Source organism: Enterococcus sp. DIV0703 (assembly GCF_051711065.1).
In the GTDB taxonomy this organism is placed as follows: Bacteria; Bacillota; Bacilli; order Lactobacillales; family Enterococcaceae; genus Enterococcus_B; species Enterococcus_B hirae.
This window is the reverse complement of sequence record NZ_JBIOLX010000003.1, coordinates 1-16,019: the sequence shown is the minus strand read 5'-3', so window position 1 is coordinate 16,019 and position 16,019 is coordinate 1. Positions and strand designations below refer to the sequence as shown.

At 41.3% G+C, this 16,019-nt stretch carries 14 protein-coding genes and 2 pseudogenes; all 16 read right to left on the bottom strand.

The window, feature by feature from the left end; all coding sequences use genetic code 11:
- Nucleotides 1–29: 29 nt before the first annotated feature.
- Nucleotides 30–884 carry a ParB/RepB/Spo0J family partition protein gene (locus IGK81_RS13925; protein ID WP_000743701.1) on the bottom strand — a complete coding sequence of 285 codons (855 nt, stop codon included), beginning with the start codon at nucleotides 882–884 and terminating at the stop codon, nucleotides 30–32.
- Between the two features lie 7 nt (nucleotides 885–891).
- The gene (gene mobV / locus IGK81_RS13920) at nucleotides 892–1,857 is read right to left on the bottom strand and encodes a MobV family relaxase (protein ID WP_001145977.1); all 966 of its coding nucleotides are present in this window, start codon (nucleotides 1,855–1,857) and stop codon (nucleotides 892–894) included.
- A gap of 525 nt (nucleotides 1,858–2,382) precedes the next feature.
- Nucleotides 2,383–3,407: pseudogene (locus IGK81_RS13915) on the bottom strand (AAA family ATPase).
- Nucleotides 3,408–3,560: 153 nt separating this feature from the next.
- On the bottom strand, nucleotides 3,561–4,034 hold the full coding sequence (locus IGK81_RS13910) for a sigma factor-like helix-turn-helix DNA-binding protein (protein WP_000323521.1): 474 nt from the start codon (nucleotides 4,032–4,034) through the stop codon (nucleotides 3,561–3,563).
- An 83-nt stretch (nucleotides 4,035–4,117) separates the two neighbouring features.
- Nucleotides 4,118–4,543: a sigma-70 family RNA polymerase sigma factor gene (locus tag IGK81_RS13905; RefSeq protein ID WP_000323896.1), complete on the bottom strand. Its 426-nt coding sequence runs from the start codon at nucleotides 4,541–4,543 to the stop codon at nucleotides 4,118–4,120.
- A 94-nt stretch (nucleotides 4,544–4,637) separates the two neighbouring features.
- Entirely contained in the window at nucleotides 4,638–5,147 is a 510-nt protein-coding gene (locus IGK81_RS13900) for a sigma-70 family RNA polymerase sigma factor (RefSeq protein ID WP_000872511.1), read from the bottom strand.
- Nucleotides 5,148–5,620: 473 nt separating this feature from the next.
- Nucleotides 5,621–5,810 (bottom strand): annotated as a pseudogene (locus IGK81_RS13895) (cysteine-rich KTR domain-containing protein).
- A 51-nt stretch (nucleotides 5,811–5,861) separates the two neighbouring features.
- On the bottom strand, nucleotides 5,862–7,781 hold the full coding sequence (tet(O), locus tag IGK81_RS13890; RefSeq protein WP_000691759.1) for a tetracycline resistance ribosomal protection protein Tet(O): 1,920 nt from the start codon (nucleotides 7,779–7,781) through the stop codon (nucleotides 5,862–5,864).
- Between the two features lie 366 nt (nucleotides 7,782–8,147).
- Nucleotides 8,148–8,522, bottom strand: a complete 375-nt coding sequence (locus IGK81_RS13885) for a TnpV protein (protein WP_001140406.1) — start codon at nucleotides 8,520–8,522, stop codon at nucleotides 8,148–8,150.
- A complete protein-coding gene (locus tag IGK81_RS13880) occupies nucleotides 8,503–10,260 on the bottom strand; it encodes a DEAD/DEAH box helicase family protein (RefSeq protein ID WP_438758272.1) in 1,758 nt (585 codons plus the stop codon). The genes IGK81_RS13885 and IGK81_RS13880 overlap by 20 nt, the downstream gene beginning before the upstream one ends.
- Entirely contained in the window at nucleotides 10,260–12,425 is a 2,166-nt protein-coding gene (locus IGK81_RS13875; protein WP_431393534.1) for a hypothetical protein, read from the bottom strand. The genes IGK81_RS13880 and IGK81_RS13875 overlap by 1 nt, the downstream gene beginning before the upstream one ends.
- A 267-nt stretch (nucleotides 12,426–12,692) precedes the next feature.
- A complete protein-coding gene (locus IGK81_RS13870) occupies nucleotides 12,693–12,962 on the bottom strand; it encodes a Txe/YoeB family addiction module toxin (protein ID WP_104761971.1) in 270 nt (89 codons plus the stop codon).
- Nucleotides 12,947–13,201, bottom strand: a complete 255-nt coding sequence (locus IGK81_RS13865) for a type II toxin-antitoxin system Phd/YefM family antitoxin (RefSeq protein ID WP_104761970.1) — start codon at nucleotides 13,199–13,201, stop codon at nucleotides 12,947–12,949. Before IGK81_RS13865 ends, IGK81_RS13870 begins: the two co-directional genes overlap by 16 nt.
- A 114-nt stretch (nucleotides 13,202–13,315) precedes the next feature.
- On the bottom strand, nucleotides 13,316–13,792 hold the full coding sequence (locus IGK81_RS13860; RefSeq protein ID WP_104761969.1) for an EF0163 family protein: 477 nt from the start codon (nucleotides 13,790–13,792) through the stop codon (nucleotides 13,316–13,318).
- Between the two features lie 9 nt (nucleotides 13,793–13,801).
- Entirely contained in the window at nucleotides 13,802–14,965 is a 1,164-nt protein-coding gene (locus IGK81_RS13855) for a glucosaminidase domain-containing protein (protein WP_104761968.1), read from the bottom strand.
- Nucleotides 14,966–14,975: 10 nt separating this feature from the next.
- The coding region (locus IGK81_RS13850; protein WP_438758247.1) for a DUF3991 domain-containing protein at nucleotides 14,976–16,019 on the bottom strand (1,044 nt) is incomplete at its 5' end.

Below are 16,019 nucleotides of genomic sequence, written 5' to 3'. Positions count from 1 at the left end.
TCCTGCATTTACTTCCCGAAAAAAGAAGGTTAGCGGCTGTCCCTGCTCCGTTTTCTCTGCAACTCACGTTCCAGAAGTCGGATGATGGTTTCCTCCATCTGCTTCGGCGTTGTGTCCTTCGGAAAGTATTTTTTCAGTTTGCTTGTGTTGATTTTCAAGGTTTCTTTCTGGTTTCCCTTTTCCTCCGTCATAATGGAAAATATCATATCCATGTCAAGCTGCCCGCTCTGGCTCATGCTTTTCATCCGCTGTGCCTGTGAGAGTGAGGGCGTTGCTTCTTCGCTCTCCATCGTGGCAAAGAGATTTTCCTGCTCGTCTTTCTTCAAAAAGGACAGTTCCACCGCAGGTGTGAGGGCGATTTTCCCCTCGTCCACCATCTGCAAAATCGGCGGTATCAGTTCCGTCAGGCGGATAAAACGCTGGACGGTCATCCTGCCCACGCCGAAGCCCTGTGCCACTTTGTCGTCCGTCCGCAACTTCGTCACAACTTGTGACGAGGTTAAGTCTGTGCGGAAACCCTGCCGCTTCATGGCTTCGGATTTCATCCTGTAGGCAAACGCCCGCTCCGATGGCAGGATATTTTCACGCTGTAAATTACTGTCTACAAGGGTGATGATGGCTCGGTCACGGTCTAAGGGCAGGACAAATGCAGGCACGGTATTTATACCTGCAAGTTCGGACGCACGGACACGCCGCTGCCCCGCAATCACTTCATAACCGTTCCCGTCCTCTTTCGGGCGTGTGATTATCGGCGTGACAATGCCAAATTCCTTGATGCTTTCCGCTAACTCTGACAGCGTTTCATCCTCCACAACATGAAACGGATTGTCGGGAAACGGGTATAAATCTTTGGTCTTTAACACCTTAAAATCCTGTTTCTTCATTCACTTTTTACCTTTCTCTTGATTTGTTTCTGCCTGTTCTCTGTAATTCTTCCAACACTTCTGGCGGTATCTTTGAGAGCAGCCGCCCCATCTGCTCGTTGGTTCTCTGCAATTCAAATATCCTCTGGTTGGCTTTCTGCACCTTTAATTCCTGCTCGTACTTTTCATCACGCATACGCCCTGCATAGTCGGCTTCCTGCCCGATTTGCTCCTTTAAGCTGTCGATATACGCCTGCTGTCTGCCGATTTCCTTAGAGAATTTCTCCACTTCGGGCAGCCATGCGGCAACCAGTTCCAGAGCCTTGTCACGCTTTTTCCCTGCGTTAAAGGCGTTGATGTCGGACAGGGCAGACACGATTTCCCCATACTGCTTATCAAGCCTGCCGCCCAACTTATAGAGCCATGTGGGGACGTGTTTCCGCTTGGTTTCCATCGAAGATTGACCTCTCTCAAGCTGATTCCAACGTGAGGACATCCGCTCATGGTAGGCGGTCTGCCACTCCGACAGGCTCTTTTGATTGCCTAAAATTGTTTTGGCGGACAGCTTATTGTCTGGTGTAATCGGCACAAAGCAGAGGTGCATATGGGGCGTTCTCTCGTCCATGTGGACGACTGCGGAGAGGATATTCTGCTCCCCGACACGCTCCGAAATGAAATCCAGAGCCATCGTAAAATACGCTTTCTGTTCTTCGGGCGGTAACTGGTTCATAAATTCTGGTGAAGCCGTGATGAGCGTTTCCACCATCATCACGCTGTCTTTCCTTGTCCTGCACCCTGCTTCGGCTACCTTTCGGTTAATCTCTTTCTTATAGGTGTACTTTGGCGGTGCGACAAGATGATAGTTATTTTTAGAGCGTTCCATGTCGATATCTGGGTTGCTTTTGTAGGCTTCTTTCTTCCGCTCGTTGTGGCGTTCGCAAGCCGCAACGCCGCCCGCTTTGCGTTTCTGGAAACGCAGGATTGCATAGGGCATAATCCATCATCTTCCTTTCTTCGGCGGGTAACTGCCCTTTGGGTGACAGCGGTGACGGTGGTGACGGCAGTTTTGGGATGCCCCCTGCCGATTGCCGTAACTGTCACCCTTATCCCCTGCATGACGGTCATGACGATGGTGACGGTGTTTTTGGGATACTCCCTCGCAAGAGCTGTAACCGTCATGCCGCCGTTCTTTTATCCGAAGCCGCAAGGCGTAGGATAGCAGGGCGTAAGACCTGCCATAAGGGAGTCCAGAGGGAACGTCTGGCACACGGCTCTTTGCAGGGCAAAGTGTAGTGTGTTACACCCTGTAAACGCAGTCGGAAAAATCGGAGAGATTTTTCTGACCGCAGGGGTGATTTTACACGCCCGAAAAGGGCGGGTGAATCCCACGCCTGCATTTTGCGTTTGCGGGGTGTTCTCCCGTAGGGATGACAGCGGCAGGGTATCCTAAAATCACTGTCACTGCCGTCACCGCTGTCACCCGCAGGGCAGAGCCGCCAACTTTACATGGCTTTAAGCGTCAATGACAGTAACAGGGGGTATCCCAATATCGCTGTCACCGCCGTCACCGCTGTCACCCGCCCTCCTTGCAAGGGCAATCTGCCTGCCGTCTTTCCTGCGGCTGTACTGGTAGCAGATACGGTTCTCGCTTAAAAATGTGGTGTGATATTCATTCAGCCATTTCGTAATCACCGTGGGTATGGTTTCCGTTTCCCCCATAGCGGCTAACAGCTCCGTTGCCGTGCCTGCCCATTCTTCCTTATCCCTCATAAAATCCACCAACCGAAAAAGGACATCTGGTATCGTTTCTTTCGCAAGCTGCTCCTGCGTTTTCCTCTCCACAAGTTCCCAACTGCAATCACGGAAACGGAGCGTGTATTCCTGATAGGGCGTGTCCCTGCCCGTTACATACAGCTTGGCGGTGTCAGATGCCCGTTTCTCCTTTTCCAGAACAAAGGTAGCGTCCGCACTCCCCGTTAAGCCTGTCGTCCCAGACACCTTGTTGAACACATCGCTGTCATTCTGCTTTCGGATGTGGTGTACGACAATGACCGCCAGAGAGTGCCTGTCGGCAAAATCTTTGATTAGGGAGATGTCCCCATAGTCGCTTGCATAGGCGTTGTCTTTTGAAGCTGTACGGACTTTCTGCAAGGTATCAATGACAATGAGCCTGCTGTCTGGATAGTCTTTCAGATAATCCTCAAGCTGCACGATAAGACCGTCTGACAGCTTGCAGCTTGCCACGGCAAAATGAAGCCGCCCGCTCGCTTCGTCCGTCAAACGGAACAGCCTGTCCTGTATGCGGCAGAACGTGTCCTCAAGGCAGAGGTAAAGCACATCGCCCTCCATTGTCGTCATGTCCCATAAGGGGATTCCCTGCGACACGCATAAGCACAGCTTCAGCATGAGCCAGCTCTTGCCTATCTTCTGTGAGCCGCAGAACAGCGACAAGCCTGTGGGGATAAGGCTGTCCACCACAAAGGACGGCTTCTCAAGCGGCTCATAAAGGAGCGTTTCGGCGTTGACTGTCTGTAACTTCTGCATGGGTTTCCTCCTTTCGGGCAGTTATCTTGTTTTTGTTGCACATAGGCGTTGACCTCCTTAAAAATAGATTTACTCCCACGAAAAAAGTGAGAGTATGTAATACCGCCAATCCCACACAAATAAAAAACAGATTTCTTTTTCGGGCGGTGTCGGTCATGGTTGGAGATATTTCCTCATTTCCGCTTTTACTTTCTTCTTTGCAACAGCAACGGATTTCTGTATTGCAGAAGCGGTGCAATGCTCCATAGCGGCGATTTGGTAAAAATTGAACTCATACTCGTAGTAGAGCAGGAAACGTCGCCTTTGTATCTCTGGCAGTCTGTCAACCGCCTTACAGAGCAGTTCCGCCCGTTCTGCTTCAATCATTTGTTCCTCAATGCTCTTAGGCAGCTTTAACGCCCGCCTGTTCAGCGTTTCGTCCCATACTTCCGAAAACTCCCTGTGCCGCTCGTCCCATTGGAGAAGATTCCTGTTCCTGCGTTCCATCTGCCGAAATTCAAAGAATAACTGCTCGGATACTTCCAGTTCGTGGTGTTCCCCCTGCCCGTCCTTAAAACTGATAAAATACCTTATACCGCTTTCCGTGGATTCCTCCCGAAGCGTGTACGCCTTAGCTTTATATGCCATCCCGTTTTCCTCCTGCCAAAAATAAGCGGGGAGATTCCACTCCCCACCCAGTAGCCCGCAGAATAATGGGATGTATTAGACGCTTACAAAATTTTCCGAAGCTTCTTCCGCAGATGGTCTAACCTCGCATAGATGGCACCAGTCGTCAAATGCACAAGTGGGGCAATCTCCTTTGTGGAATACCCCTGCATTTTCAGCAGGACGATTTTCAAGGTACGCCCGTCCACCGTGACTAATACTTGATAGAGATTTTCGCTCTCAATCTCGTCCAGTAACTCCGCAACTGTATTCACCTCCGCTTGCCGCTCCCTGTCTGCCATGTCCTCAAGGTATTCCGCAACGTCATTCGTCCATCGGTAAAACCGCCTGTTGGAATTGAAGTCTGCCCTGTCCGCTATGCGTATCTGCTCAATGGTCACTTCATCAACGCCGCACTCACGCAGCAGCTTTTCCTCCGCTTCTTTCCAGATACGCCATTTCCTGTCCTCCCGTCCGTGGTTGTATGCCATTCTTTCTTCCTCCAATCAGAATTGATTGAGAGGGCAGAGAAAAGCCCCCTCATTTTCCCAAAGGAAAAAACAAGGGGGCTGAACGCCTTAAATTTTAATTTTCTATTATCTTTCTTAGTTTTCTTAGGATTCTGGCTTTGCGTTTGTTCACAACGCTCTGGGTTATGCCTAACCTCGCCCCGACTTCACGCTCGGAAAGTCCGTCAAAAAAGATTGCCTGTATCAACTCCTGCTCACTATCCGACAACAAAGGCAGGGCGGCTTTCAGCCTGTCCACCATAACAGCATTGACAACGGTTTCCGCAATGTCCGCCGCTTCATCAGCGATAAAGTCCAGAGGATTCCCCTCGCTGTCCGTAAATCCGTCCAGAGATAGCAGGCTGTTCCTCGCATCTAATTTTTGCAGGTAACGCCACCGCTCCCTGTCACGGTAGAAGTCCGCATATTGCTCCCTTACGACTTCAAGCAGACAACCTTGGACGGGGATAAACAGCTTGTCCATATATCCCTTGTCGGCTTGCCTGCGGCGGCAGAAATCCGTATAGGACAGTTCCACATAGCCGCCGCTTTCTTTGATATATACTTTTCTTGGTGCGTATTTCACCGCTAATACCTCCAATCTGAATTTTTGAAATGTAAAAATCCAGATGGAGAGGCGGGGAGCGGCAACGCACACCAGAAACAGCCCTGCGGCACTTTCCAACAAAAAACGACAAAAGAAAAACCGCAAAGGCTCTGTGACCTTCACGGTTATGGGAAATACAAATTCTGTTGTATGGAGATTGTACTTCCACTTTCAAGGTGAGAAGTACCGCTGCACTGGCAGAAATTTTTTTAACTGGTTTCCTGCCATTCTCTGATATGCTATGTATTGATAAATTTTACTTCGTATGAGCAGATGAATAACCGCCCGAAAAAAGAACATAAAAAAATCCCTCCAAATTTAAAAACAAATTCAGAGGGTAATTTAGGGTATAACAAAATAACCCACCCGAATATCGTTTTTTTTATTTGGTGAGTTTGTTCTTTCAAATACGAAACAAAAAGAGCCGATGATTCGTGAATTGTTCCACAATTTCATCGGCTCTGCGTCTTAAGCGTCTGGCTCTTTGATGACAGTTATCTTCAAGTTGTCAACTTTAATCAAGCTTTCTTGTCTGCATTTTGGACAATAAAGGGGATAATTCTCCAAAACAGTGTCCTTCCTAATTTTATTACGGGTTTTGCTCCCACAAACAGGACACAATATCCATTCGCATTTCATCATAATTAGTCTCTAATCCTTTCAAATCTCATTTTATATGACTTTTGCAAGCTGTTAAGCTAACTTGTGGAACATATGCCGAACCTTATCTATACGGCTATTCGGGCGGCGGGGTTGGCAAATAAATTTACCAATAGCTGGCTGGTATCCTTTTAACTCTGTCAAGCAGACTCCCTGCCCATTTGTGAAATAAGTTAAATCGTTCCTGTATTCTTGAATACATCTGGCAGGGATTTCTCCTTTCAGAATGACCTCGTCATTCTTTACCTGAGTACTTACAATATCTGCACAATACCTTGGGGCATCATGATACGCCCGTGAGAGATATTCCTGCGGTGCATAAATTTCAAAGTGGAGATATGGCTCTAATAGTTCTGTCCCTGCTTTTTTTAAAGCCTGCTCCAATACGATAGGGGAAAGCAGCCGAAAGTCTGCGGGGGTACTTACAGGACTATAATACAATCCATATTCAAAACAGATTTTACAGTCTGTCACTTTCCATCCATACAGCCCCTGCTCGCAGCCATAAAGAACCCCCTCCATAACCGCATTTTGGAACGATTGGTTTAAATATCCAAGTGAAACTCTGCTTTCATACTGCACTCCGCTTCCAATAGGGAGCGGCTCTATGGACAACCCGACAGAAGCCCAGAAAGGATTTGGCGGGACTTCTATGTGGATGGTATATTCTGCTTTTCTAAGCGGTCTTTCCATATATATAACAGTAGGCTCTTTTATTTCTGCCTCCACATGGTATTTTTCCTCAAGGATGGCACAAATGACTTCCATCTGCACATTCCCCAAAAAAGAAAGTATAATCTCATGCGTTGTAGTATCCACATAATATTTTAAAAGAGGGTCGCCATCTGAAATTTCTGTAAGTGCCCCAAGCAATATTTCCCGCTGTTCAGATTTCTTTACTGCAATCGTTGTTTGGAGCATAGGGAGAGGATTTTCAATAAATTTTCTCTGCGGCAACAGCATTTCGTTCCCCAAAATACTGTTTAGCTGCAAAACATCATTTGGTAAAATTACAATATCACCAGAGCAGGCTGTATCGGATGAATATAATTCACCGTTTGTCGGAACACACATCTCTGTGATTTTTATTTTCTCTTTTTCAGATATTTTAATAACATCCCTCAAATGCAATGTTCCGCTATATATACGCACATAAACAAAACGCCGCCTTTTCTCTGAATATTCAATCTTAAAAACCTGCCCGCATAGTTCAGATTGACCTTCAGGCGTTGATGAATAAAACTTACTGGCAATCACTTCTATAAGCTGCCGAATCCCCAGATTGTTTTTAGCACTTCCGTGATAAACGGGAAATAACGTTCCGTTTTGGAATCTCCTGTTTTCTTCCTGTTCCAGTTCTGACATTTTAAACGGTTTCCCTGACATATATTTCTCTAATAGTTCATCGTTTCCCATAATTACCGCATCCCACTGTTCCATATCGTCATTGTCCGTTACATTTATATGGGGATGCTGCCCAACCTTTTGCTTCACTATAATTTCCGAAGAAAGCTTTGCTTTCATTTCTTGATATACCATTGGCAAATCAATCCCCTCTTGGTCAATTTTATTGATGAAAAAAATTGTCGGAATCTTCATTGTCTGTAGTGCATGAAACAGTATACGGGTCTGTGCCTGTATGCCATCCTTTGCAGAAACTAATAATACTGCTCCGTCTAATACGGATAAAGAACGGTATACTTCCGCCAAAAAATCCATATGGCCTGGCGTATCTATAATGTTGACTTTTACATCCTCCCACTGAAAAGATGTCACTGCTGTCTGGATAGTGATTCCCCTTTGACGCTCCAAATTCATTGTATCTGTCCTTGTTGTGCCTTTATCTACGCTCCCTGGTTCTGCAATTGCACCACTGGTATACAATAAACTCTCCGTTAATGTTGTCTTTCCTGCGTCAACGTGAGCCAGAATGCCTAAGTTAATTATTTTCATGTGATTTTCCTCCTATCAACACCCAAAAAAGGGCATAAAAATACCCAGTGATAAATACTCCTATCACTGGGTAAATAACTCCAATAGCCCCAAAACACTTATATGTTTTCGGGCATATAAAATTACATGATAAAAGTATTCTTAAACTGGGTACAAAAAACTAAGCCCCATATTAAAAGTGAAACGGGACTGCTACTTTTTGTTCCCACTATCAAATTGACAGTTTATTTAAGAATACCTTGCCGCATATTTATTAACTCCTTGTATAATACTGAATCTAATTATATTCCTTAACCCTTTATTTGTCAAGCTGACAAACTAAAGCAGAAAAAGCGGCAGGATTTCCCCCTGCCACTAATCATCTGTTTATGCAAAAATAATTTCCTTTTCCACAATCTCCCTCGCACAAGCCCTTATGTTATTGAGGCATCCTGTCCATTCTAAGGCGTTTTCTGCCTTTAGCTGTTCCGTTATGCCCTGTGCCTGTTTCATACCCTCTATGAGCCTTTCAAAGCGTTCCTGTGCCTGTCTGTCAATGTCGGCAAGGTAAGCGTTAAGTCTGCCGCTTGTAAGAAGATTGGTGTATGTAACTTTGCAGTGATGCTTCAGATAATCCAAATGCCGCTGTCCCCAGATGCCTATCGGCTGTTCTTCTTCGGCGGGTACAGTTAAGCACGGTATTAAATAATCGCCTTGCCTTTCGTATTTGCCGCCCATTTCCTCAAAAATTGTCTTTGCCATTGTCTGTTACCTCCACATTCTTTTTTATTTTGAATGTCCGCAAAATCCGTCCTACATCTGAAGGACGCCAAGGACAATCAATGTGGTGTGCCGCAATTAATTTGTTTTGGACATTCGTTCCTGTCCCAACCTTACTTGTGCTTCCCAACATAATGCGAATCGAGCCTTTTCTCATTTTCTCAAACATCTCTTCTCGTTGCTTGTCATTTTTCGCATCATGGATAAATACAATTTCTTCTTCAGGGATTCCTTTATCCACCAACAACCGTTTCATTTCATCGTAAACATTAAATTTTTTAGGAGTTGGAGTACCAGAGTCAGAGAAAATCATTTGTGTAGAATGCGTGTTTTTCGTTTCCTTCCAGATCGCAAATACTTTATTGGCACAAGTAGCCAGTTTCGTTTTCTTCAAATCTTCAGAATCATATTTTTCTGGATCATAATCTTCAAGCAAACGTGGATCTAAAGCCATAAGTTTGGCTTCATTCGTGATCTTCAACATATTATCGACGTCTGGAGTCACTTTTCTTTCTCGTATCGCCATTGCCCGATTCCCTAATTCTTCGACTTTATCTTTTTGATATGGAATTGGCTCAGTAACAACGATTTGAGCTTTTCCTGTTTTTACTTCAGGCACAGGAAGTTTCAACATATCAGGCGTTTGAATATCCGCAACCAAGTTGAACATGTTCATCAGTTCAGGCAAGTTATGGAATTTGGCAAAGCGATTTTTCATTTGATAACCACTACCTTCAGGAGTAATCTCTAAAGAAGAAATAATCTCGCCAAAAGTTGACGCCCATGCGTCGAAATGACTGACACCATATGCTTCTAATACATCTGGCTGAAGATATTTCTGCATCGTAAACATTTCAGACATTGAGTTGGAAATCGGTGTCCCTGTCGCAAAAACAACCCCTCGTTGATTATTTTCTTCTAACAGATATTTAACCTTCATTTCCATATCACTGGCACGTAAACTATTAGAAGCGTTCACACCTGCCACATTGGATAGTTTCGTATAAGAATAAAGGTTCTTATAAACATGCGCCTCGTCGACAAATAAAAAGTCTACGCCTAAATCTTCAAAATAGATCATATGGTCTTTCTTATCTTGTTTATTTAATTTCTCAAGTTTTTCGTTTAATCGTTTTTCAAAAGAAATCATCTGTTTGATTGACCAAGATTCTTCTTCATTATTCATTTGATATTCCGCCACTGCTTCAGAAACTCGATCAATTTCTTCTTGTAACATTTTCTTTTGTCGCTCTGGAGAAAGCGTGATTTTTTCAAATTGACTATGACCGATAATGACTGCATCGTATTCTCCTACGGCAATTCGAGAAACAAACTCTTTGCGTTTACTTTTCTCAAAATCTTTTTTTGTGGTAATCAATACTTTTTTGGCAGGATAAAAGCGCAATAATTCTGTACCAAAATCTCCCACTAAATGATTAGGCACAACGTACAATGGTTTCTTGATTAGTCCATGTTCTTTCATCATCATTCCTGCTGTAATCATGGAAAGTGTTTTTCCTGCACCTACAGAATGTGCCATTAACGCTCTTCCTTCATGTAAGATACGAGCAACCACATTTTGTTGTGCAGGACGTAAGGTGATTTTTTGATTCAGACCAGGAAATTCTAGTTGGCTGCCATCATAAGTCCTCGGCACAATTCGATTGAACCGTTCTTCATAGATTGCATGTAATTCTTCCAATACCTCACTATGATTCATCACCCAACTTTTAAAGGTTTCTTGTAGCTCTTCTTGTTTCGTACGTGCATACATCGTTTCTTTTGGATTGATTTCGTATCGTTGCCAGTGATTGGATCTAATTCCACTCCATAAAGCGTAGAATTTTCTCTTATTGTTTTTGGCATAGCAGAAAAGAAATTCCCTGTTCCTGTCGAAGGATCTAAAATTGTACCCCCTTTAAAGCCCATGGCTTCAATTTTTTTGTAGATTGCTTGGATAATACGTGGATCAGTATAATAAGCAGTCAATACGCTTTCTCTAGCTGCTCGGTAATCTTCTGCAGATAACAACACTTTTAATTGGTTTCGTTCACTTAAATATTGATCATCACGTTCATCAAAAATCGCAGCCAAACCACCCCAACCAACATATTTAGCAAGAATTTTTCGTTCTTTGTCAGTAGTTATTCGCCCAGGTGTCTGACTAATTTCTTTCGATAACCGAATCGCTTCAAGATTAGCTTTGATTTTTTCTCTTGCTTTACTTGGATAAAATTGAGTAACATCTATATTTTCAAAAGAAAAACCATTTGTTTTATTCCGATAAATTTGTTCAAATATTGTTTCACCATGATTGATTATCTCTTTTTTAGCTTCTATTTTCGGAATAAATGCGACTTCAGTTCCATATCCTTCAGTTACAACAGGTTTTTCCTCTGTTTCTATCTCTTCTAAATCAAATAGCGTTAATTCCTCTGCTTCAGTATCCATTTGACTTAACGCTTCTTTAACTGATTCTTCTTTCTTTGATTGCACAAGTTTAAGTTCTTCTTCAGTTAGATACTCATTTTGACGAATTAACAAACCGATACGTTCCTCAACCTCTGACCATTTCATTACACGTTCATAGTCTTCATTATTGATTTTCTTAATTACCGTAATTCCCTTGCCTGGACGACAATCCATCATCGAAAAAGAAGAACCCTGAATATCTAGAGTAGAACCTGACCAACCATATTCTTCTTTTAAAAAAGAAGCTCTTTCCTTTTTGGAGAGAGTTCGTTGATATAAATGGTAAATACGTATTTTTCCACCTTCAACGCCTGATCCACGTCTCAATACGTTGTTTAGTTCTTCCTTTGTAAAATCTGGAGTAATTTCTTCGTAATCAGGATTTTTTTCAACAAAAAAAGACTCCGAAGATTGTTTTTCTTCAAAGTCTTTTATATCTGAATTGGATTTTCCATCTATAGAATCTCGCTCATTGCGATTTCGATTGCTTGTTCCCGAAATTGCATTCGTATCTTCGACGCTTCCTCGAAATTCGCTTGTTGAGCTGGTGTCAGTGGATTGGCTTCTTCCAATGCTTCCGTCAATTCGCTTACTCTGTTCCACACTTTTTTGTTGATCTCGTGTCCCCACTTCATTAGTTCGCCTTCCATCAACTTGATCTGATATTCCACTGGATTTTCTTCCTGAAGCTTTTCGACGGCTATTTTTCCAAATCTGCCTAGTGGTTCGTTGTGTGGATACTCGATTTTCGGAATCAATTGTCCTGTCTCGTTCTCGTAGTAATCTAAGTTCATCTTCTCTCTCCCTTTCTTTTTTATAAACTAAAATTTCTTTGCTTAGAAATTGATTGATTGTGTTTACATTCGTTAGAATTTCAACAAACAGAGAAAAATTTTGTAACTGAGTTAACTCAATATTCTTTATTTTAGGAATTTCAACTCCTAAACTTTTACTTTTGGCTAAAGATACTCCTAAATCTATAGATAACCGACGAATAATTGGATCAGCATTCAAATCAATTTGTTCATCAATTTGATCTTGAATCTCTTGAGAAAAAAAGAGCGCCCATTTTTCATCGTTAAATGTGTAATCAGGAAATTTGATCTCTTTTCCAACAGTCTGAGATACATCAAAAAAATGGCTTACAGTCATATGATTTTGTTCGCGTTGAAGTACCGTAATAGCCTTTTCCCCTTTTTTTACATATCTACCTAAAGAGTTCCATGTATCAAAATCTGCAATATGTGTTGCCTGTGGCTTCTGACCATGTATAAAGAGTTGACTAGATAAATCATACTTATGGAGCAACTTTATTTGATTAAGAAACTGAATGAAAGATTCAGAATCAGTTGTAACTTGTTGAAACGTTTCTTTAAATAATTGTTTTAAGTTTTCTTGTTTTTGATTGTACATGTTTTCTCCTCCCATAAAGATAAAAGAAGGAGGAGCGGATACGCCCCTCCTTAGAAAAGGCGTACCCTTTTCTATTCAATTTTTTATAACTCTAAATCGTGTTCCTGTACTTTTTCTTTTTCAATGAATTGTTCTTGGCGCTTTTCTTCCTTGGCCATTTGTTCAAGTGCATTGATTACGCGCGATAGAATATTCATCGTAAAAATTATAAGTCATTTTCTCACCTCTAACTTTCTTTGGGAGTTACATGGTGCTAGTATATTTTTTCTAATTTAATCCACGTTCATAATGTGACCATACAGAAAGGATAACTACCACATTTTCTTTTATATCTACGCTATAAACTAATCGGTGCTGTATATTAATTCTTCTTGAATAATATGGAACACCAACTAATTTTTCATATGGTGGTGGAGTTTGAAAAGGATTTTCTCGAATCACTTGAATCAGTTCATCAAATTTTTTATGCAATCCTGCTGCTTTCAATTTTGGTAAATCCTTTTTGGCATTTTTCTTAATCTCTATAGTGAATCCCAATCAATTTCACCTAGCTCTTCTGTGCCTTCATTTTCGTGACGTTTAATTTGATCAAGAACCCCTGTATTTTGTAAAAATAATGTTTCTTGAATCGCATTCCAATCAGATTTACTGATCATAACGACACTCTCATTCTCATTTTTTGTATTGATAATTTCTACAGGTTGATTATCAGAAACAACGTGCCTAATCAACCCATAAATATTATTACGAGCATTTGTCGGTGTAGTGACTTCCATTATGTTCACATCCTTTTATGTTTATTCATCCCTGATTATAGCGTACGCTTTAACGTTCGTCAATGTTTTGGTTATAGAAAATAAATGAACATAGAAATTGTTTAAATTAAGAATTTAATGTACATGAAGTTGTTCATAGCGGAAATTGTCAATTTTATATTGACCATCTTCTTCAATCAGTTGAACAACAAATAGGACTTCGTTTTTCACGCCACGACTATCTTCTTCACCCAATAATGCATATTGTTTTTCGCTATCTGTGTCTTGAAACACTTTGATAATTTTTCCTACACTACGAAATTTAGCATCTAAATCCACATTAATGCCATTCTCTTCTTGGCATTTTTCTGTCATATATTCTTTAACTGATTGATTCCGTTCTTTTAATGAATTAAAGTTTAGAAATTTATTGCCAAATGCTAATAACATCGGACGTGGATTTTCGGGCTCTTTACTTGTTTCAGTCATTTTATCTTCCAAAACCATAGTTGAATGACTGGTATTTGTTTCTGTTACTTTCGTTTCCTCTTTTTTATGACAGCCCGAAAGAAAAAGAACCGCTAGTAAACTGAATAATATAACTTTTTTCAATCTTTTCTCCTACTTTCTACTTTTTTGTAAATAAGGTAATGGATCTAACCAAACACCATCATTTTTAAATGCTGAAGCTTGTGCAGCATACCAATCGCTCTTAGTAAATCCTAAGTGTAAATGTGCCGTATCTCTTATTCCTATTACTTGTCCTGCTTTGACTTTATCTCCCACTTTCACACGTGCATTTGAAGGAGAAGAACCAAATTCCTGATACACCATACTTAAATCACCATCCTTTATCACAATGACACATGAACCCAATGCTGCAATACTTGGATTACCAGCAAATACGACAGTTCCTGCATGAACCGCATGTATCTCATTTCCAGGGTGATCAACCGATCCAAAATCTAAGCCATTATGGAAACCATTCACGCGAAATTCTCCTCCAGGATTTTTTCCAAAAAGTTGTCCTCCCAAAAATGAACTTCGATCTAAACTTGATCCAGGAAACGGATTGTACCATCCACCACCTAAACTACCAGTACTTCCGCCACTAGAAGTTGAACCAATACTTCCCCATTTTTTGATCGCAAATTCATCGTATTCAGTTAGATTATAGGATTTAATAATTCCCATAGCTCCTTGATAATATGCGCTTCCTTCGGTAATTCCTGCCGCTGCATACCCACCTCTACCTAGAATTAAAAGGCATTGTCCAGGGTCTTTATTTCCCACACACGCATTGAAATTGGATTGAGTAGCCACCATATACCCATAATATGCATAACATGCCTTTGCATTAGGAAACTTCATGTAGTTTCCCCCTTCACTTCCTCCGACACCTCTTGCACTTCCTTTAGGGTAAGGACAACCTGAATACCAGGTTATCCCAAAATAATTGTGGTCATTTTTTCCAGAATAAGATTGTCCATAAGCACTTTCCCATCCGAATTGTGAAAGAATGACTGAAGGTAATAGTTTGTATTTAACTGCCGCTCCTACCGCATATCTCGCATGTTCATCTGTAATAGGCCCTCTTCCTTTGATTTCTTCAAAAATAGGTAAATCTTCCGTATACTCTCCTGTAAACATTCCTTCTGAGTAAGAACTTGTTTCCTCTGTTGCTCCTACTGAACCAATCATTTGTATCATCATATTTAGCATAATAAAAAAAGGAAAAAGCAATAAAAGAAGACCTGAACCAAACACTATTAGTTTCCATTTCATTCAGATACCTCTACGCCTGTTCCATCACATTATCTTCTTTGGCTATCATAGACTGTTCTACTATGTTATCTTCTTCAGTTACTATGGATCGTTCCACCACGTTATCTTCTTTAGCCAATATAAATCGTTCCATCAAGTTGTCTTCTTGAACCATCATGGATCGATCGATAGTTTTCAAATGATTGGTTTCTTTTAATAAATCATTGTAGTCAAAGGATTCAGACTTCCCCAATTGTGATACCGGCAATTCTTGACGAACATTATAATTGATAAATGTTTCTGAATATCCCTTTTGTGCCAAATACTTCTTAAAACGATCGACAAAGTCTCGTCCTGCTTCATCATTATTCACACACAATGAAATACGTGGGACGATCGTTTTCTTCCCTTCTGCCATCTTCCGATTGGATTCTAATACTTTTCTAAAATAGGATTCTACGACTTGGTGCTTCAAACCTGACATGGCACAAAAATCAGTATTTACTAATACTTTTTTCGCACCAAAATAATTTTCTTTATATAAAGAAAGATAACTCATCACTTCAATCGGTGCTTCAAATACTTTTAGTTCTCCAGTAGGAATTTTCGAGTTTAAACTAGCAAAAAACATCGCATCTTTTTGATTCCCTGGGTGTTGGAAAAGAAAATAAGGACGATCCTTAATCAACCGTTTTTCTTCTGGTAAATAACGTGTTCCTCTTAATTCCACGCCCACCACTGTAGGATTCATGATTTGGGTTCGATCAAAAAATTTGAAAATAATATTTTGATAGCGATCTTCACCAATTAGATTGGCTTGATTAAATAAGGTCACAATCGTTGGGTCGATTTCTCGTTCTTTGGTCAAATAAGAAAACACTTCTGAAAAATTGGACTGTTCTTTAATGTCTCGTTGATAGTTTAACGGTTCATTCTCCTTCACTTGATAATCAGCTTCAGACAACACCTTGACTTCACTGCCTAAAATATCGCCAATGGCTTCTTCAAAAGAAAAATCATAAAGTTTCATCGCTAATATGATACAGTTATTGACCGCAGGTTGATCGATCTCTTT

Excerpts from the sequence above, each read along its gene's own strand:
- IGK81_RS13925 (WP_000743701.1), bottom strand. The coding sequence starts at position 884 with ATGAAGAAACAGGATTTTAAGGTGTTAAAGACCAAAGATTTATACCCG.
- mobV (WP_001145977.1), bottom strand. The coding sequence starts at position 1,857 with ATGCCCTATGCAATCCTGCGTTTCCAGAAACGCAAAGCGGGCGGCGTT.
- IGK81_RS13910 (WP_000323521.1), bottom strand. The coding sequence starts at position 4,034 with ATGGCATATAAAGCTAAGGCGTACACGCTTCGGGAGGAATCCACGGAA.
- IGK81_RS13905 (WP_000323896.1), bottom strand. The coding sequence starts at position 4,543 with ATGGCATACAACCACGGACGGGAGGACAGGAAATGGCGTATCTGGAAA.
- IGK81_RS13885 (WP_001140406.1), bottom strand. The coding sequence starts at position 8,522 with ATGGCAAAGACAATTTTTGAGGAAATGGGCGGCAAATACGAAAGGCAA.
- IGK81_RS13880 (WP_438758272.1), bottom strand. The coding sequence starts at position 10,260 with ATGAATCATAGTGAGGTATTGGAAGAATTACATGCAATCTATGAAGAA.
- IGK81_RS13875 (WP_431393534.1), bottom strand. The coding sequence starts at position 12,425 with ATGTACAATCAAAAACAAGAAAACTTAAAACAATTATTTAAAGAAACG.
- IGK81_RS13865 (WP_104761970.1), bottom strand. The coding sequence starts at position 13,201 with ATGGAAGTCACTACACCGACAAATGCTCGTAATAATATTTATGGGTTG.
- IGK81_RS13855 (WP_104761968.1), bottom strand. The coding sequence starts at position 14,965 with ATGAAATGGAAACTAATAGTGTTTGGTTCAGGTCTTCTTTTATTGCTT.